We start from the raw sequence: 24,713 nt of genomic DNA, 5'->3' as shown, positions 1-24,713 counted from the left end.
GTCATTCCTGCGACTTGTACTGAGTTTGTCGAAGTAAGGCAGGAATCTAAATCAAAAGCGTAGTAATTAAAGTGGATTCCTGCCTTCGCGGGAATGACAGAAATGGAAATTATTATTCACCCCACATATTTCCCAAACATTGCCCATTTTGTGGCTATAGTTCAGGCTGAAAGTGTGGCGTTCGAGGTGTTCGACAATTTCTCAAAACAGACTTATCGAAATCGCACTTATATTTATGGTGCCAATGGAAAATTGTCACTTAATATTCCTGTTGTTTTCTCGCAAAAGAATCGCCAAAAGTATAGCGAAGTAGAAATTTTCAATGCGGATAGATGGCAATTAAACCATTGGAAATCTCTGGAATCTTCATACCGCACCTCTCCTTTTTTTCAGTTTTACGAAGACGAGTTGAGACATTTGTTTTTTGAAGATACCACTTATCTTATGGACTTTAACATGAAATGTTTTGAAGTGATTTGCGAATGTTTGCAAATGGAAATTGATTATTCCGAAACGGCTTCTTTTCAAAAGGAAATCCTAGGTAAAAGCGATTTAAGATATTTAGTAAATTCGAAAAAAGCGCCAGTTTTCAACTTTGATAACTATACCCAGGTTTTTGAAAGCAAACACGGTTTTATTCCTAATTTGAGTATTCTGGACTTGTTATTTAACGAGGGACCAAATGCCTTGAATTACTTGGAATCTCAAACTCTAATTGCTGAATAATGCTTCAACCGATTGCACATTATGGTTGCCACTTTTTGTTGCCTTTGGCGGTTGCCCTTCTCTTTTTTAAATCGAAATGGAAGTATGCCTACCTTGTGATGCTAACAGGTATGCTCATTGATGCGGATCATTTATTGGCCGACCCGATTTTTGACCCGAACAGATGCAGTATCGGCTTCCACCCTCTTCACTCATCCTTTGCTATTTTGTTTTATGTCTTTTTGTGCTTTCCCAAGAAATCCCGTTTGGTGGGACTGGGCTTGGTGATTCATATCATTTCTGATGTGGTAGATTGTTCCTTTATGTAAAAATCTCGCGTAAACCTGCCTGCCGGCAGGCAGGGACGCAGAGGCGCAAAGCATTATTTCGGATAGCTCCACTACTTCGAATAATTTTCAATAAAAAGAAAACTTGAATCTTAAATTCTAAATTTAGACTGAGACTGTAAACTGTGATTGGGACTACTCCCCCAAACTCAAAGTGGTCATTATCGGGTAATGATCAGAATAATGCTCATCATAGGTCTTAAACCCGTTCACCTCAAAACTCTCATCACTCAAAATAAAATCTATTCGGATTGGAAAGAATTGGAAATGATAGGTGCGCCCAAAACCATTACCTGCTTCCTTAAAGGTATCGTTTAAATTTCCCCTTATTTTTCGATAGACGTAGGAGAATGCGGTATTGTTAAAATCGCCACTGATCACCATTCTGTATTTACACTGTTTTTTGTGCATCAAAAAGAGTTTTGTTTGAAATTGTTGCATTTTAAAGGTAGTACCGATACGTTTGAATAAGCGCTCTGAATCCTCTTTTTTCAAACTTTCAGCTTTTGTGTCTATGCGCATCGATTCTAAATGGATATTATAAATTCTGATAGTATCTTTTTTAAAAACCACATCTGCAAAAATCGCATTATTAGATGTGTTAGGAAATTCAATAGAACCTGAATTCACGATAGGAAACTGAGAAAAAATCGCCTGGCCGTATTTGGTTTTCTTCCCTGAAAGCTTTTCATATTTGTACTTGTAAAAAGAAAGGTCTATATTTTTATGTGGATGGTATTCTTGTAAACTCAAAATATGTGGTGCTTCGCTTTTTATCAAATCCACCATATTAGTCTCAATGCCTTTTTCGGGAATCCATTCATACAAATTGAAAAGGCGTACATTGTAGTTCATCACCTTAAAATTATTGGGGGAATCTTCTTTTTTAGAAGCCGAAAATTTATAGAGCGATCCGAATGAAAAATAACCAATAGCCAGTACCACCAGCGATAGCATAAATTTTCGTTTTAATGTACCCAACCAATATAAAAAGAACATGACGTTAATCAATATTAATAAGGCAACACCCAAACTTAATACCGACAATACCGAAAATGTCTTTGGAGGCAGAAAAGGCAAAACGAAAGACAATAGCAACAGCACAGCTACCACCCTATTGATGAACCACAGAAATCTATTAAAGAATCTTAGTTTTGGCATGTTGGAGATTGGCTGGTGATGATTGACCCGAAGTTAATTAAGGTTGTTTCCAATTGCAAATATTGTGAACATTATTTACCAGCTCGGAACAAGAAATCCTTTTCCTCTGCAGTAAGGCTGTCATAACCACTTTTACTAATCTTATCCAGTATAACATCAATTTTCTTTTGATTGTTAAACTCATTAAAATCAGCTTTAGTATAACCCCCAACCTTAGATTTATTTTTATGAACCGTTTTTAAAGGGCCTTTCTTTTTAAATTTAAATAACCCAAAAAAGACATCCATAAACTTCTCAAAGCCTTTACCAATATCCAGCCCTTTCTGTAATTGCTTGGCGTACGCGTAGCCCAACAAAGCACCTCCCAAATGCGCTAAATTGCCTCCCGCGTTTCCTCCGGAAAGTCCAATAACATCCAAAATAATAATGGCCAATCCGATGTACCAAAGCTTGATGTTAAAGGTAAAAATACGTACCTCTTGGTTTGGCATATATGCACATAGAAAAATTAGCAATGCCCTAACCGAGGCAGAGGCTCCTATCAGCTGTGAATTCGCCCTGCTGTTGGGCAGAAAATCATATGCCAGTAAAAATAGTAGCCCGCCACAAATAGCTCCTAAAAAGTAAATGTTAAGTGCCATTTTGGGCGAAAACAAATTCAGAAACATACGCCCGATAAAATATAACCATAGCATATTGATTGCAAAATGCCATAATCCATAGTGGGCAAAGGCATAGGTAACAATGCTCCAAGGTTTCAAAATGAAATTACTAAATGTACTAGGTAATTCTAGCCATGATAAACTTGATTCACTGGGCAAACCAAAGATAATCTTCAATAAATACCCCAAAACAAAAATGGCCAGATTTACCACAATCAGCTTTTCTAGCACATTAAGTCGTTGTAGCTTATCTTTTATATCCTGATTTAAAGTTGTCATTTAATACCAACGGTTTTGGTTAAACTGGTTTTTTTTCCAGTACCACATGATGATAAATCCTGTTAAAGCACCGCCTACGTGTGCAAAGTGGGCAATTTGAGTGTCCCCAAAAATAGATTGCCCCATAAAGCCCATCACAATTTCCAATGTAATGACTCCGGGAATAAAATATTTCGCTTTCACTGGAATGGGTAAAAATATCAACATCAATTCCGCATTTGGATTCATCATGCCGAAAGCTGCCAAAAGTCCCATGATACAGCCTGAGGCACCTACCATAGACACATTGTAAATTGGAAATATTTCTCTTAAACCATTCAATTGCGTAGCTCCTATTGAATCAGGAACACTGTTAGTTGACAACATTTGAAGAATTGAGGTTTCGGACATTCCTGACGCTAACAAGTCATTAAAAATTGGAGTGAATCTCAAGTAATATTCCCCCATCTGCAGTGCCACCGCCCCTAATCCCGCAGAAAAATAAATGAACATAAAACGCTTGGAACCCAATACCTGTTCAACAGGAGTTCCGAACATCCAAAGGGCGAACATATTCAGAAATAAATGAGTGACGCCTCCATGCATAAACATATGTGTCAAAATTTGCCATGGCTGAAATGCCTCATTCTTAGGAAAATGCAGTGCCAACCAATCGTACAGTAGATTGTTTCCTAATGCCATCGTGCCAATGAACACGATGACATTGATAATCAATAAATGCTTTACTGTATCTGAAAGTCTCATCATAATTTATATAAACCTTTTATCCAACTCGTCGGTACCAATAGTAATAAATGCAACCCTATTGGTAGGCGATACGTTTGGTTCTTTACATGCAAATAGTTTGTTAACAATATGTTCTTGCTCGTCCTTTTTGAGAGATTGTCCGGTTTTAATAGCCAGACTTTTTGCCATGGATTTTGCCAATAAATCGGTAGCACTGAAATTGGCATCGGGCACCTCATTTTGAACATCGCTAATCAATTGCTCCAAAATGATAGATATCTCACTTTCGGGCACCATCACAGGAACACCCTTAATCTCAATGGAATCCTCCGTGAGGTTTGAAAACACAAACCCAGTATGTTCCAAATCCCCTTTCAACTGCTTTAAAATTTCCAATTCCTGAGATGAATAATGCAATTCTAAAGGAAACAATAGTTGCTGACTTACCCCCTCTTTTACGGTGATATCTTTTAGGAAATCTTCATACAAAATACGCTGGTGCGCGCGATGCTGATCAATGACCAGCATTCCTGATTTTAAGGCGCTGATAATATACTTATTGTGAAGCTGATAGGTAGAATTTGCAGTTTCTGCAGTCCCTTTTTCTTCAAACAAAGCCCCTGTGGTTTCTTCACTTTCAAACTGAACTTCTGAAAAATCATTTTGGGTAACCGTGCCCTTGGATTCCAATCCAACGTACAAACTTTCCCAATTTTCAGTGGGTTGCTTTGTAAAATTAACAGATCCATTCCCACTTTTTGTGGTTTTGGTTTCTGAAAACGGATTAAAGTTTCTATCCACTTCAATTTTAGGAGTTTGGGCCATTTCATTTTTCAGACTATATGGCGTATCCAAACTTGCATCCCTTTCAAAATCCAACACGGGTGCAATATTAAATTGGCCCAAACTATGTTTGACGGACGAACGTAAAATGGCATATAAGGTATGTTCGTCATCAAACTTGATTTCCGTTTTGGTAGGATGGATATTGATATCGATGGACTGCGGATCCACTGTTAAATTCAAAAAATAACTGGGATGAGTGGCATTTTTCAACAGACCTTCATAGGCCGATAAAATGGCATGGTTGAGATAGGCACTTTTGATAAAACGGTTGTTGACAAAAAAGTACTGTTCGCCTCTGGTTTTCTTAGCAAATTCAGGTTTTCCAACAAATCCTGAAATCTTCAATACTTCGGTATCTTCCTCCACCGGCACCAATTTTTCATTGGTTTTATTTCCGAAAATGTTGACAATACGCTGGCGGTAATTGCCTATGGGTAAATTGAAATTTTCACTACCATTATTGAACATCACAAAACGAATGGTTGGATGCGCCAACGCCACACGATGGAACTCATCATTAATATGACGTAACTCCACAGCATTCGACTTTAAAAAATTTCGCCTTGCCGGAATATTGAAAAATAGGTTTTTCACCGAAATTGAAGTGCCTTTTGGAGTCACCACCACATCCTGCGAAGTAACTTCGCTACCTTCAATAACGATGGCAGTGCCTACATCGTCGTGTTCCTGTTTGGTTTTGAGTTCCACATGTGCAATGGCGGCAATACTGGCCAAAGCCTCACCCCGAAACCCTTTTGTATTTAAATGAAATAAATCGTCGGCATTCCTAATTTTTGAAGTGGCATGACGCTCAAAGCTCAATCTAGCATCCGTAACGCTCATCCCCCTGCCATCATCAATAACTTGGATTAAGGTTTTCCCTGCGTCTTTTACGATCAGTTTGATGGTTTCTGCACCAGCGTCAATGGCATTCTCCAAAAGTTCTTTCACCACCGAGGCCGGACGTTGTACAACTTCACCGGCGGCAATTTGATTCGCTACATGGTCAGGTAAGAGTTGTATAATGTCTGCCATCAATTATTTACGAAAAGAAAATAGATAAATCGAAACCGATTATGAATAAAAAGATAAGAATAAGAATCGCAACAATAATCAAAACCCTACGATTGGCTTCCTTGTTTTCGTTGTGTTTATAGTCATTAATGGCGTTAACAAATTTACCTTTTAGGCCTTTATTTGGGCCTACAGTTGTCCGGTGCTCATCAAACTTATGCTTGATTTCGAATGGACTGCCTTCGCCTTTATCGTCGTAGTAGCGAGGCGTATAACTAAATTTCTTATTCTTTCTTAATTTTAAAAGTCCCATGGTGTCCAGATTTTAATTTACATGTAATTTTTCTCCAATAAGTACATGCAAATCAATAATAGTACCAAAATCAGGATTAATGTCCGAAAGGGCAGAATGCCTCTCATCCTTATTTTGTTGCCACTTTGTTGTCGCCATTTGGACACAAATTCCGTTTCCGTTGTATCCTCCTCCACATTGACATCATCTTGATTTTCCTTTGAAAATCGAGGCTGATAATTAAACCGTTTATGTTTCCGTTGACCGAACAAAATGTACCATTGCTAATCCCTCAAAAATACTTAAAAATGGGCAAAAATACTGGAACTGTCTGCTAAAAAATGTTAACAAAATTAAGCTTGAAGCCGGAAGACAAAAGCTCGAAGCAAACTGCAAACTGCCACTGTTTACTGTTAACTATTCTTTCGAAGTTCCGCCATTTGGATTGCTGCAATGGCCGCTTCGGTACCCTTGTTGCCATGCTTTCCACCGGAACGGTCTTGTGCTTGTTGTATTGTATTGTCAGTAAGTACGCAGAAAATTACAGGGGTTTCGCGCATCACATTTAAGTCTTTTATACCTTGAGATACAGCCTCGCACACAAAATCAAAATGCTTGGTTTCGCCTTGTATCACACTTCCGATGGCAATCACAGCATTCACCATTTGTTCCTGCATTTTTTTGCAACCGTAAATCAATTCAAAACTCCCAGGAACATTCCAACGAACGATATTCGCAGGCAATACGCCATTCTCAATTAAAGTATCATAAGCTCCTTGATATAGAGCTTCAGTGATGTTTTCGTTCCACTCTGAAACAACAATCCCAAACCGAAATTTATTCGCATTTGGGATTGCAGTTTTATCGTAGTCCGATAAATTTTTATTTGCCGTAGCCATCTTATTTGCTCGCTAAAACCTGTGCTTTTCCGATAAACACATCTACCGTTGAAGCTTCAGTGGAGTCTGGATAATCATCTTTGATTCTTTGGAAATAAGTCAAGGCCTTATCGGCTTCGCCCAATTCCAAAGCTAAGGCTCCTGCCTTGTACAAATACATTGGTGTGGTGTATCCGTTATCGCGAAGTGCAATGGCTTCTTCGTAATATTCCAATGCATCCTCAGGTTGGTTCAACTGTACAAAAGCATCACCAATATTTCCTTTCGCCAATGGCGCCAACACCTCATCGTCACTTTCAAATTCGCTCAAATAAGCCACCGCATTTTTATAATCCTTCAAACGTAAATATGCCGTACCCGCATAGTAATTCGCCAAATTGGCCGCAGGCGTACCACTGTATTCATCAATAATATCCAACATTCCAAATTTTCCTTCACCGCCATTCAAAGCCAAATTAAAAAGTGAATCCTTTTCAACACCATTAACAGCATCGTTAAAGAATTTTTGAGCTTGGAACATATCATTCATGGCATTCAACTGCTTAGGCTTAGCCACATATTCCTTATAGGCCAAAGTCCCCAAAACCAAGACCGCCACAATACCGATTATAATAAAAATATACTTTTGGTTTTTGGCTACAAACGCCTCGGTCTTCGACGCCGTTTCGTCCAACGTGTTAAACACCTCGGCCGTTGTTGACCCTTCTTCTATATTTTGCTCCTTTTCAACTTTCGTTTTGGGTTTGTACCCTCGCTTCTTATAAGTAGCCATCTATTTTTCTGAATAAAATTTACGTGGCGCAAAAATATAATTTTTCTACATAACACATACCAATTAGCTCGTTATTTTTCAATAATTTGCACTTCTTTTGAGTTAAAATTCAAATAACAACTATCAAGTCGCTAACTGCATGATTTTAAAATCGTTGTCCTTAGTCAACTATAAAAATTTTGAAAGCCAGTCTTTTGATTTCAACGAAAAAATAAACTGTTTTGTTGGAAATAATGGGGTTGGCAAAACCAATGTACTGGACGCGATTTACCATTTATCCTTCGGAAAAAGCTACTTTAATCCCGTGGCCTTACAGAATATCAAGCACGACGAAGATTTTTTTATGGTGCATGGTGATTATGAAAAACAGGATAAACCCGAAAAGATTGTGGTGAGCCTGAAACGCGGTCAAAAAAAGGTGATTAAACGCAACGGCAAGGCCTATGAAAAATTTAGCGACCACATCGGTTTTTTGCCCTTGGTGATTATTTCGCCTGCCGACAGGGACTTGATTATTGAAGGTAGCAGTACGCGCCGTAAATTCATTGATAGCGTGATTTCGCAAAGCGACAAGGGGTATTTAACGCAACTCATTAACTACAACAAAGTATTAGCACAGCGCAATGCTCTTTTGAAATATTTTGCTTTGAATCATACGTTTAATGCCGATACATTGGAAGTTTATAATGCGCAATTAACGGAATATGGCACTGTGATTTACGAAAAGCGAAATGCTTTTTTGAAATCGTTTATTCCGATTTTTAAGTCGCGATACGAAACCATTAGCAATGCGAAAGAAAATGTGGATTTGGTTTATGAAAGTCATTTATCCGCAGGCGAATTGCCCGCTCTTTTGGCCGAAAGTTTGAATAAAGACAAGGCACTGCAATATACCAGTGTAGGTATTCATAAAGACGATTTGGTATTTCAAATTGAAGGACATCCCGTGAAAAAATTTGGAAGCCAAGGCCAACAAAAATCATTTTTGATTGCTTTGAAATTGGCGCAATTTGACTTTATAAAAGCCCAAAGTGGCGTAAATCCAATTTTACTGTTGGATGACATTTTTGATAAGCTGGACGAACAACGCGTCACCCAAATTATTAAATTAGTGGACGACGAAAATTTCGGGCAATTGTTTATCAGCGACACCCATGCCGAAAGAACGGAACAGGCGGTAAAGCAGGTGCATCAGAGCTATGAGGTTTTTAGGTTGAGGGGTAACGCTTGAGGAAAGACTGATCACGGAAAAACTTTTCAAAAAACAATCATACGATAAAAGACTTTAAAACATACAACTTAATGACGTAAAAGAAACCATGCCTAAACGCAACAACGAACATATCAGCATCAAAGACGCCCTAAAGGAATTTGTAGAAACTAACAAACTAGAAAAAGGGCTGAACAAAGTAAATGCCGCCGAGGCCTGGGCAAAATTAATGGGCAACGGGGTAAACAATTACACGACTACAGTAAAACTGGAACGCGAAACACTCTATGTGCAGTTAAGTTCCAGCGTACTTCGGGAGGAACTCGGTTACGGCAAGCAAAAAATAATCGATATGCTAAATGAGGAATTAGGCAAGGATTTAATTAAAAAGTTGGTTTTACGATAATAACTTGTTTTGAATAGATATCCTGAATCAATCCCGAAAGCTTTCGGGACAGGATGACAGGAAAACGGCTAACTTCACTATTTACGAGCCCTTTAGCCTACATTTTAAGAATTAATAAAAATAAAACGTAAATTATTGATTTTTAAAGTTTTTACACATTACCTTTGTCCGCAGTAATAATTTAATTTTTTTAACATGAGTAAAGGAACAGTTAAATTCTTTAATGATTCAAAAGGATTTGGATTCATTATCGAAGAAGGTTCGCAAAAAGAACATTTTGTTCACATTTCTGGATTGATTGACGAAGTTCGCGAAGGCGATGAAGTTGAGTTTGATCTTAAGGAAGGTAGAAAAGGTTTAAACGCAGTAAACGTAAAAGTAATCTAATATATATTATTTCACTTTTTTTCTTACAAAAAAGCCCAGACGCAATGTCTGGGCTTTTTCGATTAATTAAATCGTCTTAAATATTTAAAACTGCTCTCGTCCTGCAAAATGAAATGCTCCTTCGATAGCCGCGTTTTCATCACTATCACTTCCATGAACTGCATTCTCGCTTATAGAATCAGCATACATTTTTCTTATAGTACCCTCCGCGGCATCCGCTGGATTTGTAGCTCCTATTAAAGTTCTAAAATCCTCAACAGCATTGTCTTTTTCCAAAATAGCCGCTACTATAGGGCCTCGCGTCATATACTCGACCAATTCTCCAAAAAATGGTCGCTCTTTATGTATCGCATAAAATGTCTGAGCATCTGCCTTGGTCATTTGCGTTAATTTCATAGCTACAATTCTAAAACCTGAAGCTGAAATCTTTTCTAATATTGCACCAATATGCCCTTTTTCAACTGCATCTGGCTTAAGCATTGTAAATGTTCTGTTTGTTGCCATTTTTATGTTTTATTTGGCGCAAAAGTAACGTATTTTCAGCAAAAACCAAGTTTAAAAAATTGTATCTTCGTTCCCTATGAATAAAGACGATATAGCCCAAATAAAGCAATTACTCTATACCCCAAAAAACATTATAATTGTACCACATAAAAACCCTGATGGCGATGCGATTGGTTCAACTTTGGGTCTTTATCACTACCTAAAAAAGTACGGCCACAACGCTCAAGTCATCACACCAAATGATTATCCTGGATTTTTAAAATGGACACCTGGGGAGGAAACCATTCTAAAATACGATTCGCAGACTAAAGCCTGCAATCAAGCCATTGCCGAAGCGGATATTATCTTTACCTTAGATTTCAATGCATTTCATAGAACTGGAGCGATGGAACCTGGTTTAGAGGCTTCAAAAGCCATTAAGATTTTAATTGACCATCATCAAGAACCTGACGACTACCCCACATATATGTACAGTGATGTCAATATGAGTTCAACCTGTGAGATGATATATCATTTTATTGATATGTTGGGCGATACCAGCGAAATTGACGAAACGATATCCACTTGTCTGTACCTGGGCATTATGACGGATTCCGGTTCTTTCAGATTTCCATCAACTACAAGTACCACTCATCGTGTAGTAGCCACCTTAATCGATAAAGGGGCGAAAAATTCAGAAATACACAATCAAGTTTTTGATACTAATAGCTACAATAGGTTGCAGTTATTGGGCTGTGCTTTAAGTAATCTCAAAGTCCTTCCGGAACTCAGAACCGCATACATCACCCTGTCTCAAAGTGAATTAAATCGATTTGATTACAAAAAGGGAGACACGGAGGGCGTGGTAAATTATGCGCTTTCTTTAGAAAACATCATTTTCGCGGCAATTTTTATTGAAGATAAGCAAGAGGGCATTATAAAAATTTCGTTGCGCTCCAAAGGAGGGTTTTCAGTCAACGAATTTTCGAGGGCACATTTTAATGGAGGAGGCCATAATAATGCCGCTGGCGGAAGAAGTGAAAGCTCCTTAAAAGGTACGGTTGAAAATTTTTTGAGTATCTTGCCTAATTATAAAGATGCCCTAAACCATGGATAAAACACTAATTATTATAGGCTTACTTGCTATTTGCTTTTCCTGCAAAACGCCCGAAGCCCGAAGACCTATTTCGGTGAAAAGTGGTTCGTTTATTGATGCCTCTGTTGAACGGAACAAAAAACTCAACGCCAAAGAACAAGCTTGGATCGAACAATTGATGGCTAAAAACGACTCCACTAATTATATTGCTTCTGAAAGTGGGTTCTGGTATTATTACAACACGAAAATTACTGAGAGCGATGATTATACCCCGGCATTCGGGGATATCGTGAATTACTCCTATAATTTGAAAGACTTTAAAGGTAACTTAATCTATCCCAAGGAAAATTTCCAGAATTTGGACTATGCCATGGACAAACAGGAACTCTTTACCGGTTTGCGCGAAGGCTTAAAGCTGATGAAAGCTGGCGAAACAATTACTTTTCTGTTTCCATCGCAAAAAGCTTATGGGTATTATGGAGACGAGAACAAAATCGGCACCAATGTCCCATTAATTGCAGAGGTAACCGTAAATTCCATCACAAAAGTACAGGATAACTAAAATGTCAAGTTTTAATATTCTAACTAAAGAATTAGCCCTTTTTTTATTGGCAACTGTATGCAGTTGTAATTCAGAATATCCGGATTTGGAGGACGGTCTGTATGCTGAATTCAATACGAACAAAGGCATCATCGTGGCCAAATTACATTACGACAAAGTACCCATAACAACAGCCAATTTTGTAGCGTTAGCAGAAGGCACCAATCCATTGGCCTCCAAACTTTATAAGGAAAAGCCCTTTTATGACGGCACAATATTTCATCGTGTTGTTGAGAATTTTATGATTCAAGGTGGTGATCCTTTGGGCAATGGCGAAGGCGACCCTGGCTACCGGTTTATGGATGAATTTCATCCCGATTTGAAACACAATAAAAAAGGTGTCTTGGCTATGGCCAATTCCGGCTATGGCACCAATGGAAGCCAGTTTTACATCACACACAAGGAAACACCATGGTTGGATGCTTACGGTGAACATGGTAATTTGAGGGATTGCGAACATCCAAAAAATCATTGTCATTCGATCTTTGGAGAAGTTGTTTTAGGTGAAAATATTATCGATTCCATTATGGCCAATGATACACTTCGAAAATTGAGAATTATACGAAAAGGCAGAAGCGCCAAAAACTTTGAGGCACCAGAAGTTTTTATAGAGAATTTTTCCAAAGCGGATTTAAAGGAACAAAAACGAAAAGCTAAAATAGCCAAGCTTAAAAAAGCTGTGAAACAGAAGCACACTCAGCAAGAAACAGAAGCCATTGCATTAGCTTCGGGCCTTAAGTATTTTATTTCTGAAAAAGGCTCCGGTCCGGAAATTAAGGAGTTCGACAAAGCCATGGTACATTATGCATTGTTTTTTGAAGACGGCACATTACTCAATACCAGCAATCTAAATCTAGCAGAGGCCATGGAAGCAGTAAACCCAAAAAAGAAGGCAACAAAACGATATCAGCCAATAAAAGCGGATTTAAGCCCTGACGCTCCTATGATCGCAGGGTTTAAAGAAGGTTTAAAAGAACTACAAGTAGGCGACAAAGCCACATTATTTATCCCCTATCATTTAGGTTATGGCGAGGCCGGAGGTCAAGGTATTCCCCCAAAATCCAACTTGGTTTTTGAAGTTGAAGTTTTGAGTTTGGCAAAATAATTTGACAGAACAAAGACCGCTTTGCTATAAGATAAAAGAATAAAGAAGGATGTGCCGCCTATTGTACAAATTAAACAATCAAAACAGTACTTCAACAACTCCTCCCCTTTTCAAGGGGAGGTGCCGAAGGCGGAGGGGTTAAATACAACTAAACACAATTTTAACAGATAAATACAGCTAAACCCTTATATTTACGCCTGTAAAATTTCACGCATGCACGTATTAAAATTTGATTGGAACCCCGTTACGGGGATAGATATCGCTGGCAACTTCAAAATCCATTTTTACAGTCTGATGTGGGTTATCGCATTTATCTTGGGGTGGTATATAATGAAACGTATCTACACCAAGGAAAAAATGAATCTGGAGTTATTGGACCCCATGTTCATCTACGTGGTATTATCCACCATGTTGGGTGCGCGTTTGGGGCATGTATTGTTTTACCAATCAGAATTGATTTCACAAGATTTTTTTAGCATATTTCTTCCATTTAAGTTTAAAGGAGGCTTTGAATTCACTGGGTTTCAAGGTTTGGCAAGTCATGGTGCGGCTATTGGTGTTATCATTGGTATGTACCTGTATCGCAGAAAGTATAAATACAAATCCTTGCTTTGGATTCTAGATAGATTGGTGATTCCCGTCGCTTCGGGAGCAGTGTTTGTAAGAATAGGAAATTTTATCAATTCTGAAATTATAGGCAAAGCTTCTGGTGATTTTCCGTTGGGCGTTCGGTTTATTCAGGATGAATATTACAAAAGTGAAATTGTCAGGCTAACGGGCATCAAGGACGTTCAAAACGCATATAATGCAGTTACCGAAAATCCGCAATTTCAAAATCTTTTGGATGCCGTACCCTATCGACACCCTTCGCAATTGTACGAATCCATTAGCTACATATTTGTATTTCTCATTTTATGGTATTTCTACTCTAAAACATCAAAGCGTGACCAAACCGGATTCCTTTTCGGACTGTTTTTGGTGCTGCTGTGGACAGTTCGCTTTTTTGTAGAATTCGTGAAAGAAGCGCAGGTGGACGAGCGGGCTACTTGGGCATTGAACACTGGACAGTGGCTAAGTATCCCCTTAATTTTATTAGGGTTGTATTTTATGTTTGTATACAAACCGAAATCGCCAGTAAACTAAAATGAGATTCAAATTCGGTATTGCGCTTTTAGTTTTCACCCTCTTTACTTTGGGGGTAGCCTCTTGCAAACAGGAGAAACCAAAGGTACAGCAGACCGAAGTCTCGTTTAAAAAAGAAGGAGAACTTCAAATCTTTTCTTCTGAAAACGACTCCTTAAAAATAAAATTGGATATCGAAATTGCAGACACCGATTTTGATATTCAAACTGGGATGATGTACCGCAAAAGCATGAAATCCAATCATGGGATGTTGTTCATTTTTGAAGATGAACGCGAGCGTTTTTTCTATATGAAAAACACCCGAATTCCTTTAGACATCATTTATATAGATGCCAAAAAATCCATTGTGAGCTTTCAAAAAAACGCCAAACCTTTTGATGAAAGTTCCTTGCCTTCGGAGGTCCCTGCCAAATATGTTTTGGAAATCAATGCGGGTTTGGCTGAGCAATGGGAGCTAAAGGTTGGGGACTCCCTTTTATGGAATTAGTGCTTCATGATAGATACTGAACAGAGACACCAACTTTTATTGTAACCACGAATAGCGATGACACAAAACGTATTAGTCTTCAATTTCAATAAAAAAAGTGATATAACGAATTGGGCGATCGTTGATGATCGTGTTATGGGTGGAAAATCCTCTGGCAGTTTTGAGTTAACTGATGAGGGCTACGGGAAATTCCACGGTGAAATTTCACTAGAAAACAATGGTGGTTTTTCTTCTGTGCGCTATCGTACATCTCCAATAACTGTTGTAAATTATTCCAAGATAGTATTGAGGATAAAAGGTGATGGCAAACAGTATCAGTTTCGAATAAAAGAAGCTACCTCCCAACGGCATTCTTTCGTTACTTACTTTCAAACTTCTGGTAAATGGGAAACCTTGAGAATCGAATTAAAGGATTTATTCCCAAAATTTAGAGGCCGGCAACTGGATATTCCAAATTTCTCATCAGATTTTGTCTCAGAAATAGGTTTTTTATTCGGTAATAAAAAGGTGGAACCATTTCAATTGCTAGTCGATAAAATCGAATTACGATAAGGTCGAAAACCTAAATAATTACCTTAATTTTATGGCTATGAACGACAATGCTCCATTAGCTGAACGCTTACGACCAAAAACACTGGAGGACTATGTGAGTCAATCCCATCTAGTGGGAGACAACGGAGCATTAACACAACAATTGAAACATGGATTGATAGCTTCCATGATTTTTTGGGGACCTCCAGGGACGGGAAAAACTACCTTGGCCAATATTATCGCCACGGAATCTGGACGACCGTTTTACACCTTAAGTGCCATCAATTCCGGGGTAAAGGATATTCGGGAAGTTATTGAAAAAGCCAAACAAAGTGGAGGTCTATTTACCACCAAAAACCCGATTTTATTCATTGATGAAATCCATAGATTTAGCAAATCCCAACAGGATTCATTATTGCAGGCCGTTGAAAAAGGATGGGTTACTTTGATTGGAGCTACTACAGAAAATCCAAGTTTTGAAGTCATTCCGGCATTGTTATCACGTTGTCAAGTGTACATTTTGAATTCGTTTTCCAAAGGCGATTTGGAAACGCTCTTGGAAAGGGCGATCAAAAAAGACGAATTCATTTCTAAAAAGAAGGTCAACCTAAAAGAAACCGACGCTCTATTGCGATTGTCGGGTGGCGATGCCCGAAAATTGTTGAATATTTTTGAACTGATAGTTACCTCCGAAAACACCGATAACGTTACCATAACCAATGATGCCGTACTTGAAAAAGTCCAAAATAACACGGTGCGTTACGACAAAACCGGGGAGCAGCATTATGACATTATTTCGGCATTCATAAAATCCATTCGTGGAAGCGATCCCAATGGTGCTGTGTATTGGTTAGCACGGATGATTGAGGGCGGAGAAGATGTAAAGTTTATCGCTAGGCGACTTTTAATTGCCGCCAGTGAGGACATTGGGAATGCCAATCCAACGGCATTAGTGATTGCCAATAATACGTTTCAGGCGGTTTCAACCATTGGCTATCCCGAATCGCGAATCATTTTAAGCCAATGTGCCACTTATTTAGCTTGTTCTCCAAAAAGTAATGCGGCGTATGCTGCAATAGGAAAAGCCCAACAACTGGTAAGAGAAACAGGGGACCTAAGTGTACCATTGGAAATAAGAAATGCCCCGACCAAATTAATGAAGGAATTGGGTTATGGCGACAACTATAAGTATGCCCATAATTATGAAAACAACTTTGCTAATCAGGAATTTCTGCCCGATGATATTAAAGGCACAAGACTTTACGAGCCTAGTAACAATGCCCGAGAAAATGCCCAGCGCGAATTCCTAAAACAACGTTGGAAAGACAAATATGGGTATTGAGGAAGCCGATAGCTCGAAGTTGGAAGCTTGAAGTAACAACTTAACGACAAACAGCAAATAACCTAACGATAATTAGAATTTGATATTCAATTCCTGTTGCTTTAATACTCCATTTTCGTAGTATTCCAAAACCCAACCCGTATCCGTCTTGTATATTATACTGCTTTTACCTTCAACTAAAAACACATTGGACAACCCTGTCTTCTGAATTCTGAAAACCACTTTGGGAGCACTATCAACAAGTTGAAAACCGTTTTCAGTAGCTTGCGCATATAAGACGTTTGACAAGGCTTTTTCAGTTTTGGGTTCAACATTTTTGGCTTGGAGTACTTCCTGTTTCTGAGGTGTAACCGGCCTTTTGTTCACAACTGCTTTGGGTTGTTTTATTTGTTTAACCTCTTTTTCCTTTTTGAGTGTTTTAATTTCTTCTTTAAGCCTTTGTATTTCGCTGTCAGTCTCATGTTTTTGAGTCTTCGTCACCTGGTGCTCTTTCTTCGGTACGTATTGATAGTTTAATAACCTCAAATGGTCAAATGTGGCTCTCATGGCCTCATTATAAGCCACCTTATATTCCTTTGTCCTACTTTCCCCCACAGGCGAAGTATAAACAATTTTGCCGTTGCAATCCTTAAGCACAACTTTAAGTTTAGTTTTGAACACGCCAGATTCCTTTTCGACGTTAGACCGCAACCCTAAACAGCGATTAAACAACAAATCCTCAGGATAATCCGTACCCTCCATAACTGCTTTGAACCCATGCTTGTTAAATAAAAATTGCGCCAACTCATTTAAACGATACTGATTTTCTTGCTTTAAAAAATCAAACTTGTTCGGTACAATAACGTATTTGTAATTATTAAGATCATTTTGACTGTAAACATTTAAAAGCGTAAACAATGCAACTATCGCTATAACTAATTTAGTTTTCATCTGGTAATTCTTCAAGATTTTTAATTCAACACTATTTTAATTTAAATGGTTTATGCTATTTCTAAACTAAGACTATTTGTCTTTTCTACTTCTAAAAATATAATTTAGCCCTAACTGTAAAGATACACTTTGCGCATCATAAACATTTCTGTACTGAACAAAATTATCCGCCATTAGGTACAAGTTTATACCGCCAACATGCGCCGAAAGCCCCAATCCCATATTATAAAACGAAAAAGAGTCCACGGTGTAGGTAGCCTTAGCCCTTAAACCATTAAAAATACGGCGGTAGTAATAGGCCGTCAAAGCTACTTGTGGTCCTTTAGGTCTATTTATAACAAATAGTTGCCCACCAATTGCATTGAGATAATCACCATCCTCGGCATTGCAGTCGCAATCCTTTAATTTTTTCTTTCCAAAGGCGTAGTTCAAGGAGGCATTAAATTTCATTGGGCGCCATGTAGTGTATTTTGAAGTTGAAGTGTCCCTAGTAAAGAGCTCCTCAAAATCCTCCTCAACTTCGTTCCAATAGTCATCAGCAGTTTGCGAATCACCCGTTTCCGGAAAAAGAGGGTCAAAGCCTTCATAAACCAAATCACCTTGAAAGGCATAATTCTCAATGTCTTTTGAATGCCGAATAAAACCAATATCCAAAATGCTGGCATCGAACGTCCATTGATCGGTCATCTGATAAGTAAATCCCAAATCCAGTCCCAATCCAAGGTTGCCGCCAAACAAAATGCGCTTCCTTAGGGTTTTAATATCCTCACTGGCATCAGAATTATCATCATTGATCAAACTTGCAATGCCCGAAGTTCTCGCTTCCAAATCCAAATCAAAGATGTGCTGGTAAAAATTATTCTGGCCCCTAACGGTTAAAAAACTCCCGTCGTTTTTAGTTGAATTCACATTCAAAATACTGCTGTATATCTTGCCGCGAATGCCATAGGTCAGCTTTTCATTGACTTTTTTATTATATCCCACATGAAATACAGTAAGTAACTCAGCATTTACATTTAAATGATCTAAATTGAAAGGCCGACCGATATTGGATTGGTTACCTTCAAGTGCTAAAACCGCATAATCTTTGGGGAAATAGCTAATAAAATCCAATTCTTGGTACAGTCCAAAACTCAAATATTCATTTTTTTCAAAACTGCTTCCAAATGCGAATCCTCCTGAAAACAAATCCAATTGCTGGTTAGCGGTCATAAAATCATTGGGCTTTGAGGTATTCACCAAAATGCGCAATTTGGCATTAAAACTTCTTCCTTCATCAGCGAATAAATCATAAACGGTTGCCCCTGATGAGCCCGCATTAACATGAAAATGGGATAACATGGGCACTCCAAAATAGCCCCTGTAATCCACCTTACCCCCGGGATTTAATAATAGCGATTGAGGAATTTCAGAAAAACCATAAAGAATCTGCTTGTTCTGCGAAAAACATAGCCCAACCATTAAAAGCAAAATAAAAGGTACATTTTTTAAACTCATCCGCCAATCATTAAATAAAAAATTCCTTTTGATTTCAGTGCTATGGTTCCTTGCGAATTTTGGTTCAATGGTGGCCCCGTCTGCATTACCAAAGTAAATACCAATTGCCTGGATTGCTTTAAATTTTCCAGCGGCACACCTTCAAAAGTTTCAACATACTCGGTAATTATTTCAGAATTATCAGGCGAAGCAGGTGTATCCACCGTAAAAGATTCTAACAATTGCCCATTTCCGTCCAAAAAATCCAAGCGCAGATCGAATGCTCGATCCATGGAGTTTTTCACTTCAAAAACAAATTCGGCCTTTACCAAATTATCTTGAACAAAGCTGTCCCCGAAAATATCAATTCCAACCTCATCCTGCACAACATTCTGCAACATACCTCCAGCAAAAAAATCGCTAGCAGTAGCTTCATAAAATATAATGCTGGATTCCAAAACAGGTTCTAAAAGTAAATCATCGGCCTGATCAAAATCTATTGGTTTGGTGCACCCAAAGTTTGAAAGCAGGACCAGTAGAAAAATAAGAGATTTGGATAGATTAAATTTCATAAAGAAAAAACGATTAGAGCGGGCTTAAATTGTTGAAGTAATTTGGACTTTTTGTCCCGATAATTATCGGGATGAATGAAAATTTGTTCAATTGAGGCTCTTTATGAAAATTATAGCTATAGCTATGGTTAAAAAAAAGGAACGACAAGTGAGTGAATTTACAACATTTTTTAGGCAAAATAAAAATTTGAATTACTTCATTCATAAATAGTACTTTAATTCCGTTAAACTTGTAATGTGTCTCACTTCTCCATTAAGGTTTGTGCCGTTTGGGGCGAAAAAAATGGCATCCATCCCAACGTTCAAAGCCCCTTTGATATCGGCTTCGAGGCTATCCCCTATCATGATACTTTGCCGAGCTTCAGTCTTGGCTTGATTCAAGGCAAATTGAAATATTTTAGGGTTGGGTTTCTTTACTCCAGCAATTTCGGAATTGGTAATGGTTCTAAAATAATGAGCGATTTTGGATTTATTGAGCTTACTGTGTTGTACTTCATCAAAACCGTTGGTAATTATGTGAAGTTGGTATTTACTGCCCAAATAGTTTAAAATCGAAACCGCATCAGCTACCAAATGATTGAACGAGGTAAGATGGGCAATATAATCCGAGGACAGCTTGTGTATTTTTTCGGGCTCCATGGAAGTCTTTAGGGCTTTGAAGGTATCATCCAACCTGGCAAACCTTAACGCATCCTTCTCAATTTTTTCTTCGCGATACAATTTCCAATAGGCAAAGTTAATCGGGACGTAATGCTCTAAAAACTCATCTGGATTGACCTCGATTTGGTTCAAATCGAAAATTTTATGGAAGGTCAAGGCGGAGTTCTTCTCAAAATCCCAAAGCGTATGGTCCAAATCAAAAAAAACGTCGGTGATACCGTTAAGCTTCTGCATTGGCCGAATCTAAAATCAGATTAAACAATTCCTTAAACCCTTTCCACCTTGACGAACTGCTAAAGGTATAATTATGGAACACCGGCACAAACTCACCGTTTACTTTTTTCACCTCATTTATCACGCCTGTCAACACCTGTTTTTTATCCAAAAGAGATGCGGTTTTCAACAGTGCAAAATCCATCAAATGGAAAGGGCAAATGCGCAAAGGGGTCTGCACTTCATAATCCAAATCATAAAACAAAAACGGTGTACAAGAGCCAGCTCTAAAACCGATATGATTAACATAGCCCATGGTGTAATCCTGATGGATTTCCAGTTGCACCATATTTCTATAAGATTCCGGCAGACTAATTTTGGAAAACGAAAAACGCGAGGCCCTTAAGGCGGTATTGATCACCTCCTCCATTGTCCGCTTTTCTTTTTTGAGGGTTTCCAAATCATTTATGGCAAAATAGGATGCCTTAAGCCCCACATTGCAATAATCAGCCAAGTGTTTTATCAAAGAAATAAAACTGCGCTTGTTGATATTGATGCCTTTGTCATAGGTAGAATATGAGCCTATAAAGAAACATACCAAAAACTTAAAACCAACATGTTTTTGTCTGTTTATGATGTACTTAAAAGTGTCATAAGGGTCGTGCTTTAAACTGAAAAGCACCAAAAACCTTTCATATAGCCGCTTGAATCTAAACCGAAAAAGGTCTTTAACAATACCCCCCATCGTCCGCATAACACCTTTTAATTTGAAAGCGTAGGGTGCCGGGACGTCAATGACTGGCTTTACTCTGTACTCCCTTTTTGGAAATTCAAACTTTGGAAACTGCTGCATTAGGGCAGCCTTGAATTTATAAGCCCAAATATCCACCACAGGCTGGTGCAAAAAGCCGTGCTTAAAGGCTAAACTTTCTTCGGCCGTAAACCGTCCGTACTCATCCTTTACCTGTGGCAGATACTCCTCGTAGCGAGACAGCAGATAAAATGAAGCCGCAAAAATATCAAAAGGCATTGCACTTTTGTCTCCATTGAAAAAAAAGCACTTGGTGTCTTCCCATTTTTGCACATTAATTTCCAAATCGGACAGTCCCTGCTCAAATAAAATATCATGGCTTTTGATAAAAAACTCATTGCCCAAATGCTGTTTTGTGTACGACATTTTTAAACTGTCGTGGGCAATAAATTCTTCGATTTTTGTAGTGAACTCTACCTTTATACCCAGCACTCGAGTGCAAATATGCTTGAATACATATTTTAATCTTGGCGATATTTTATGAGTATAAACTAGTAACATTGCATATCAAATTCCAATCCCAATACACTAAATTCCAAAACTCACTGGATATTTTTGGAATTTGGGATTTGAATTTTTGGAGTTTTCACAATAGTGCTTCATCTGCAAAACTAAAATAGGCTTTTTCGGTTATAATAAGATGGTCTAAAACACGAATATCCAAACTTTGGGCAGCAGTTTTTAATTTTTGGGTGATGCTTTTGTCCGCTTGACTAGGCTTTAAGGTTCCCGAGGGATGGTTATGTGCCAAGACCAATCCCGTTGCTCCAGCTTCCAAGGCATTTTTCATGACCAAACGCACATCCACCAAAGTACCAGTAATTCCTCCTTTGCTCAATTGGCTTTTTTGGATCACTTTATTTGAATTGTTCAAATAGATAATCCAAAATTCTTCGTGTTCCAACTCGCCAATTATGGGTTGCATTAATTCGAAAACAGATTTACTCGAAGTGATTTTTTTCTTTTCCAAGGCTTCCTCTCCCCTGCGTCTGCGTCCCAGTTCCATGGCGGCCGTGATGGTTATGGCTTTCGCTTCGCCAATTCCCTTAAAATCCATGAGTTGTTTTATGGACAATTTGCCCAGTTCGTTCAGGTTATTGTCCACGCTGGCCAAAATACGCTTGCACAGCGATACGGCACTTTCGTCCCGACTCCCCGACCCGATTAAAATGGCCACCAGCTCCGCGTCACTAAGTGCGGCTTTACCTTTATACAATAGTTTTTCACGGGGCTGATCGTCCTGACTCCAGTGCTTTATGGAAAACGAACTCGATTTTTCTTGCATTGGTTAAAGATATGTATTGTTGGGGAAAATGGGTAGCGCAATTTATGAAAATTGTTTGCTTAGGGAGCAAGAACTTTAATTTCAAATTATAAATCGACCTGTTTCTTTATGCTTGAATTTTCACAATTTCTCCAAAATCCCCAGAAACATTTCCCCTATTCCATCGTCTTATTTAAAAATAATCCAAAAAAAACGCAATGGTTTTGAATTGTTGCGTCTTTATAGTTGAAGTGCTGATAAAAAAGCCTTTACATGAATCATCAATCAGAAAACAACAAAAAGCTAAACACCTTTTTTAGCGAGGAGTACCACGCCTTAAACTCTTACGTGAACTCCAGGCTAAAGGCCAGCGTAAACCGCGATGCAGAGGATATTATCCAGGACGTGGCTTTAAAATTGTTTTCGAGAGCGGACCGCTATTCGCCCATCAACAACGTGGCGGGTTTTGTGTACCACGCCATAAAAAACAAGATTATCGACGTTATGAGAGCCACCAGCAAAACCCCGCCGTATCCCATTGAGGATATCGACTTTAAGTTAAACGTTTTCGCAGAATTGCTGTATGACACAGAATCACAAGCCTATTCTGAAGAAATGCACCGCGAACTGAAAAAAGCCATTTTAGGACTGAAAACGGACTATAGAAATATCATTATCGCCGTGGATTTTGAAGGCTATAACTATCGCGAAATTTCGGAGGAAACGGGCATTCCTGTGGGTACTTTGATGTCCAGACGCCATCGTGCTATTTCCCAACTTTATAAAACATTAAAATCAAAAAAAGAAACCTTTAATTAAAACCATAGAAACATGTCAAATTTCTTTAAACATAAAATGAGGGGGAAGTCCCCGGGCGAAATTGTTGGAATGGTCATTTTCGGCATCATCGCCATCACTGGATTGGCTATATTGTTCGGATTCGTACTGATGTGGCTTTGGAACTGGCTGATGCCGGATATTTTCGGATTGCCAACATTAACCTATTGGAAAGCCGTGGGGCTATTCATTCTGCTAAAAATACTAGTTGGAGGTTGCGGAAGCAGTGGTAAAAGCTCTTCCGACAAAGATAAATCTTGCAAAACTAAAGGCAAACGTGATTTTTCAAAATGGAAATATTACGATAAATTTTGGAAAGAGGAGGGCAACAAGGCCTATGAGGACTATTTAGAACGTTTAAACCAAGAGCCAGAGACCGATGAGTAATTTCTTTTATTTTAACTACGCCATGCCAACACAACTGTTTATCCTTAAAACTGACATACGATCATCGGAGCAAATCGATAGGATAAGGTCCTTTTTTGAAAACAGTAAAAGCATCGTAAAATGGAGCTTGGATACCGAAGATATTGATAATGTTTTGAAAATTGAGGCCACCGCAAATTTAGAGGAAAGTGTTATTATTTACCAAATAAGAGAGGAAGGTTTTTATTGCGAAAGGTTACCAGATTAATAAACAATCTGATTATGTAGATATACCAATTTTTTTTTCGCAAATATTTTCGTTACTTTAGAGCATACAGCTTAGTAGATTTTTACTGACTTTATACTTGTTAAAGACTTAAATATAAAAATAACACCTATGGAAACAATGCCCTACAGTTTTGTGTCGGAAATGGCAAAACTTGGAGTAATCTCTTATTCTGAACAGGACACCATATGGCAAATTGCCAAAAAATGCGCTAAAAAACACGGAATGGCGGTAGGCGCCGCTGGAGCATTGATGGGGATGAAAGCAGGAAGTGTAACCATCCCGCTTGGACCCATCGGTGGAGCAATCACTATGTCCGGTGCAGTAGCCGGCTTTCTTGCGGGTCTTGCTGGGGGAACTTTAGCTTGTACCGTTGTAATGGAAAGCCAGCGCAAGGAAATTCATAAACTTATCGAGGCGACAAGGGGAAAGCCTATTAAGTAGGTTTATTACTTTCTTATTGCTTTATCTGAAGACTATTTGGTATATCCTTTTTGAATATTTCTTACCAAGTATTCCAGCCCATTCACCTTTAATTCGTAAACCTGTCTGAGCATATCCCCCAGCTTTCCTTTGGGGAAACCTTTGCCGTGATACCAAACAATGTAGTATTCCGGTAAATCAATCAAAAACCTGTCCTTATATTTTCCGTAAGGCATTTTGGTATGGGCCAGATCGATGAGGAACTTTTTGTCAGGTAGCATTTAAATATTTTGAGTTAAAATACGTTTTTCTTTTAGCCTGAATTTTTCCAATTTATAAAATTGCGTCAGGTCGAGCGCTGTCGAAACCTAATTAAATTGT

32 protein-coding genes are annotated in these 24,713 nt (G+C 38.4%); 16 read left to right on the top strand and 16 right to left on the bottom strand.

Annotated elements, in window-relative coordinates; genetic code table 11:
* Positions 1-102 precede the first annotated feature (102 nt).
* Together ACFSR8_RS13460 and ACFSR8_RS13455 are read left to right on the top strand one after the other, a co-directional pair.
* Positions 103-726, top strand: a complete 624-nt coding sequence (locus tag ACFSR8_RS13460) for a WbqC family protein (RefSeq protein ID WP_380292878.1) — start codon at positions 103-105, stop codon at positions 724-726.
* Positions 726-1,034 (top strand): DUF6122 family protein, encoded by a 309-nt coding sequence (locus tag ACFSR8_RS13455; protein ID WP_380292876.1) that lies wholly within the window; start codon positions 726-728, stop codon positions 1,032-1,034. The genes ACFSR8_RS13460 and ACFSR8_RS13455 overlap by 1 nt, the downstream gene beginning before the upstream one ends.
* 153 nt (positions 1,035-1,187) lie before the next feature.
* Here ACFSR8_RS13455 and ACFSR8_RS13450 read toward each other — a convergent pair whose 3' ends face one another.
* The 8 genes from ACFSR8_RS13450 to ACFSR8_RS13415 all read right to left on the bottom strand — a co-directional run bounded on the left by ACFSR8_RS13450 (position 1,188) and on the right by ACFSR8_RS13415 (position 7,703).
* Positions 1,188-2,213 (bottom strand): endonuclease/exonuclease/phosphatase family protein, encoded by a 1,026-nt coding sequence (locus tag ACFSR8_RS13450; RefSeq protein ID WP_380292874.1) that lies wholly within the window; start codon positions 2,211-2,213, stop codon positions 1,188-1,190.
* A 71-nt stretch (positions 2,214-2,284) separates the two neighbouring features.
* Positions 2,285-3,154 (bottom strand): rhomboid family intramembrane serine protease, encoded by an 870-nt coding sequence (locus ACFSR8_RS13445; protein ID WP_380292872.1) that lies wholly within the window; start codon positions 3,152-3,154, stop codon positions 2,285-2,287.
* Entirely contained in the window at positions 3,155-3,901 is a 747-nt protein-coding gene (locus tag ACFSR8_RS13440; RefSeq protein WP_380292870.1) for a rhomboid family intramembrane serine protease, read from the bottom strand.
* Between the two features lie 3 nt (positions 3,902-3,904).
* On the bottom strand, positions 3,905-5,761 hold the full coding sequence (mutL, locus tag ACFSR8_RS13435) for a DNA mismatch repair endonuclease MutL (RefSeq protein ID WP_380292868.1): 1,857 nt from the start codon (positions 5,759-5,761) through the stop codon (positions 3,905-3,907).
* A 7-nt stretch (positions 5,762-5,768) separates the two neighbouring features.
* The gene (locus ACFSR8_RS13430; RefSeq protein WP_380292866.1) at positions 5,769-6,053 is read right to left on the bottom strand and encodes a riboflavin synthase subunit beta; all 285 of its coding nucleotides are present in this window, start codon (positions 6,051-6,053) and stop codon (positions 5,769-5,771) included.
* Positions 6,054-6,065: 12 nt separating this feature from the next.
* Positions 6,066-6,191, bottom strand: a complete 126-nt coding sequence (locus tag ACFSR8_RS13425; RefSeq protein ID WP_380292864.1) for a hypothetical protein — start codon at positions 6,189-6,191, stop codon at positions 6,066-6,068.
* Between the two features lie 254 nt (positions 6,192-6,445).
* Positions 6,446-6,931, bottom strand: coding sequence for a 6,7-dimethyl-8-ribityllumazine synthase (gene ribH / locus ACFSR8_RS13420; protein WP_380292862.1), 486 nt, complete (start codon positions 6,929-6,931; stop codon positions 6,446-6,448).
* Position 6,932: 1 nt separating this feature from the next.
* Positions 6,933-7,703: a tetratricopeptide repeat protein gene (locus tag ACFSR8_RS13415; RefSeq protein WP_380292860.1), complete on the bottom strand. Its 771-nt coding sequence runs from the start codon at positions 7,701-7,703 to the stop codon at positions 6,933-6,935.
* Positions 7,704-7,842: 139 nt separating this feature from the next.
* Between ACFSR8_RS13415 and recF the strand changes: the two genes are divergently transcribed.
* The 3 genes from recF (at position 7,843) to ACFSR8_RS13400 (ending at position 9,706) form a co-directional block, all read left to right on the top strand.
* Positions 7,843-8,934, top strand: coding sequence for a DNA replication/repair protein RecF (gene recF, locus ACFSR8_RS13410; RefSeq protein ID WP_380292858.1), 1,092 nt, complete (start codon positions 7,843-7,845; stop codon positions 8,932-8,934).
* An 88-nt stretch (positions 8,935-9,022) separates the two neighbouring features.
* Positions 9,023-9,319 carry a DUF721 domain-containing protein gene (locus ACFSR8_RS13405; RefSeq protein WP_380292856.1) on the top strand — a complete coding sequence of 99 codons (297 nt, stop codon included), beginning with the start codon at positions 9,023-9,025 and terminating at the stop codon, positions 9,317-9,319.
* Positions 9,320-9,514: 195 nt separating this feature from the next.
* A complete protein-coding gene (locus tag ACFSR8_RS13400) occupies positions 9,515-9,706 on the top strand; it encodes a cold-shock protein (RefSeq protein ID WP_380292854.1) in 192 nt (63 codons plus the stop codon).
* Between the two features lie 84 nt (positions 9,707-9,790).
* On the opposite strand, the gene ACFSR8_RS13395 is transcribed toward ACFSR8_RS13400, so the two are convergent.
* Positions 9,791-10,210 carry a nucleoside-diphosphate kinase gene (locus ACFSR8_RS13395; protein WP_380292852.1) on the bottom strand — a complete coding sequence of 140 codons (420 nt, stop codon included), beginning with the start codon at positions 10,208-10,210 and terminating at the stop codon, positions 9,791-9,793.
* Positions 10,211-10,286: 76 nt separating this feature from the next.
* On the opposite strand from ACFSR8_RS13395, the gene ACFSR8_RS13390 reads away from it, so the two are divergent.
* From ACFSR8_RS13390 to ACFSR8_RS13360, 7 genes are all read left to right on the top strand, one after another.
* Positions 10,287-11,306, top strand: a complete 1,020-nt coding sequence (locus ACFSR8_RS13390; protein ID WP_380292850.1) for a DHH family phosphoesterase — start codon at positions 10,287-10,289, stop codon at positions 11,304-11,306.
* The gene (gene gldI / locus ACFSR8_RS13385) at positions 11,299-11,847 is read left to right on the top strand and encodes a gliding motility-associated peptidyl-prolyl isomerase GldI (RefSeq protein WP_380292848.1); all 549 of its coding nucleotides are present in this window, start codon (positions 11,299-11,301) and stop codon (positions 11,845-11,847) included. Before ACFSR8_RS13390 ends, gldI begins: the two co-directional genes overlap by 8 nt.
* Before the next feature lies 1 nt (position 11,848).
* On the top strand, positions 11,849-12,991 hold the full coding sequence (locus tag ACFSR8_RS13380) for a peptidylprolyl isomerase (protein ID WP_380292847.1): 1,143 nt from the start codon (positions 11,849-11,851) through the stop codon (positions 12,989-12,991).
* A gap of 213 nt (positions 12,992-13,204) precedes the next feature.
* Positions 13,205-14,134 (top strand): prolipoprotein diacylglyceryl transferase, encoded by a 930-nt coding sequence (gene lgt, locus ACFSR8_RS13375; RefSeq protein WP_380292845.1) that lies wholly within the window; start codon positions 13,205-13,207, stop codon positions 14,132-14,134.
* A gap of 1 nt (position 14,135) precedes the next feature.
* The gene (locus ACFSR8_RS13370) at positions 14,136-14,621 is read left to right on the top strand and encodes a DUF192 domain-containing protein (RefSeq protein WP_380292843.1); all 486 of its coding nucleotides are present in this window, start codon (positions 14,136-14,138) and stop codon (positions 14,619-14,621) included.
* Between the two features lie 57 nt (positions 14,622-14,678).
* Positions 14,679-15,173: a CIA30 family protein gene (locus tag ACFSR8_RS13365; RefSeq protein ID WP_380292841.1), complete on the top strand. Its 495-nt coding sequence runs from the start codon at positions 14,679-14,681 to the stop codon at positions 15,171-15,173.
* A 37-nt stretch (positions 15,174-15,210) separates the two neighbouring features.
* Entirely contained in the window at positions 15,211-16,494 is a 1,284-nt protein-coding gene (locus ACFSR8_RS13360) for a replication-associated recombination protein A (protein WP_380292839.1), read from the top strand.
* 72 nt (positions 16,495-16,566) lie between these two features.
* Here the strand turns inward: ACFSR8_RS13360 and ACFSR8_RS13355 are convergent, their stop codons facing one another.
* From ACFSR8_RS13355 to radC, 6 genes are all read right to left on the bottom strand, one after another.
* Positions 16,567-17,424, bottom strand: coding sequence for a hypothetical protein (locus tag ACFSR8_RS13355; RefSeq protein ID WP_380292837.1), 858 nt, complete (start codon positions 17,422-17,424; stop codon positions 16,567-16,569).
* 72 nt (positions 17,425-17,496) lie between these two features.
* Positions 17,497-18,921, bottom strand: coding sequence for a DUF5723 family protein (locus ACFSR8_RS13350; protein ID WP_380292835.1), 1,425 nt, complete (start codon positions 18,919-18,921; stop codon positions 17,497-17,499).
* Positions 18,918-19,472 carry a hypothetical protein gene (locus ACFSR8_RS13345; RefSeq protein ID WP_380292833.1) on the bottom strand — a complete coding sequence of 185 codons (555 nt, stop codon included), beginning with the start codon at positions 19,470-19,472 and terminating at the stop codon, positions 18,918-18,920. Before ACFSR8_RS13345 ends, ACFSR8_RS13350 begins: the two co-directional genes overlap by 4 nt.
* A gap of 201 nt (positions 19,473-19,673) precedes the next feature.
* Complete coding sequence (locus ACFSR8_RS13340; protein WP_380292831.1) at positions 19,674-20,366, bottom strand: YjjG family noncanonical pyrimidine nucleotidase; 693 nt, start codon at positions 20,364-20,366, stop codon at positions 19,674-19,676.
* Positions 20,353-21,522, bottom strand: coding sequence for a polysaccharide deacetylase family protein (locus tag ACFSR8_RS13335; protein ID WP_380292829.1), 1,170 nt, complete (start codon positions 21,520-21,522; stop codon positions 20,353-20,355). The genes ACFSR8_RS13340 and ACFSR8_RS13335 overlap by 14 nt, the downstream gene beginning before the upstream one ends.
* A gap of 220 nt (positions 21,523-21,742) precedes the next feature.
* Entirely contained in the window at positions 21,743-22,441 is a 699-nt protein-coding gene (gene radC / locus ACFSR8_RS13330) for a RadC family protein (protein ID WP_380292827.1), read from the bottom strand.
* A gap of 252 nt (positions 22,442-22,693) precedes the next feature.
* Here radC and ACFSR8_RS13325 point away from each other — a divergent pair, with 252 nt between their 5' ends.
* From ACFSR8_RS13325 to ACFSR8_RS13310, 4 genes are all read left to right on the top strand, one after another.
* A complete protein-coding gene (locus ACFSR8_RS13325; protein ID WP_380292825.1) occupies positions 22,694-23,239 on the top strand; it encodes an RNA polymerase sigma factor in 546 nt (181 codons plus the stop codon).
* A 12-nt stretch (positions 23,240-23,251) separates the two neighbouring features.
* Positions 23,252-23,644 carry a hypothetical protein gene (locus ACFSR8_RS13320; RefSeq protein ID WP_380292823.1) on the top strand — a complete coding sequence of 131 codons (393 nt, stop codon included), beginning with the start codon at positions 23,252-23,254 and terminating at the stop codon, positions 23,642-23,644.
* Positions 23,637-23,891, top strand: coding sequence for a hypothetical protein (locus tag ACFSR8_RS13315; protein WP_380292821.1), 255 nt, complete (start codon positions 23,637-23,639; stop codon positions 23,889-23,891). Before ACFSR8_RS13320 ends, ACFSR8_RS13315 begins: the two co-directional genes overlap by 8 nt.
* 129 nt (positions 23,892-24,020) lie before the next feature.
* The gene (locus ACFSR8_RS13310) at positions 24,021-24,353 is read left to right on the top strand and encodes a hypothetical protein (RefSeq protein WP_380292819.1); all 333 of its coding nucleotides are present in this window, start codon (positions 24,021-24,023) and stop codon (positions 24,351-24,353) included.
* Between the two features lie 32 nt (positions 24,354-24,385).
* Here the strand turns inward: ACFSR8_RS13310 and ACFSR8_RS13305 are convergent, their stop codons facing one another.
* Positions 24,386-24,613: a DUF3820 family protein gene (locus tag ACFSR8_RS13305; protein ID WP_380292817.1), complete on the bottom strand. Its 228-nt coding sequence runs from the start codon at positions 24,611-24,613 to the stop codon at positions 24,386-24,388.
* Between the last annotated feature and the right edge of the window lie 100 nt (positions 24,614-24,713).

Source organism: Hyunsoonleella rubra (assembly GCF_042684665.1).
GTDB classification, from domain to species: Bacteria; Bacteroidota; Bacteroidia; order Flavobacteriales; family Flavobacteriaceae; genus Jejuia; species Jejuia rubra.
This window is presented reverse-complemented; position numbering and strand designations above follow the sequence as displayed.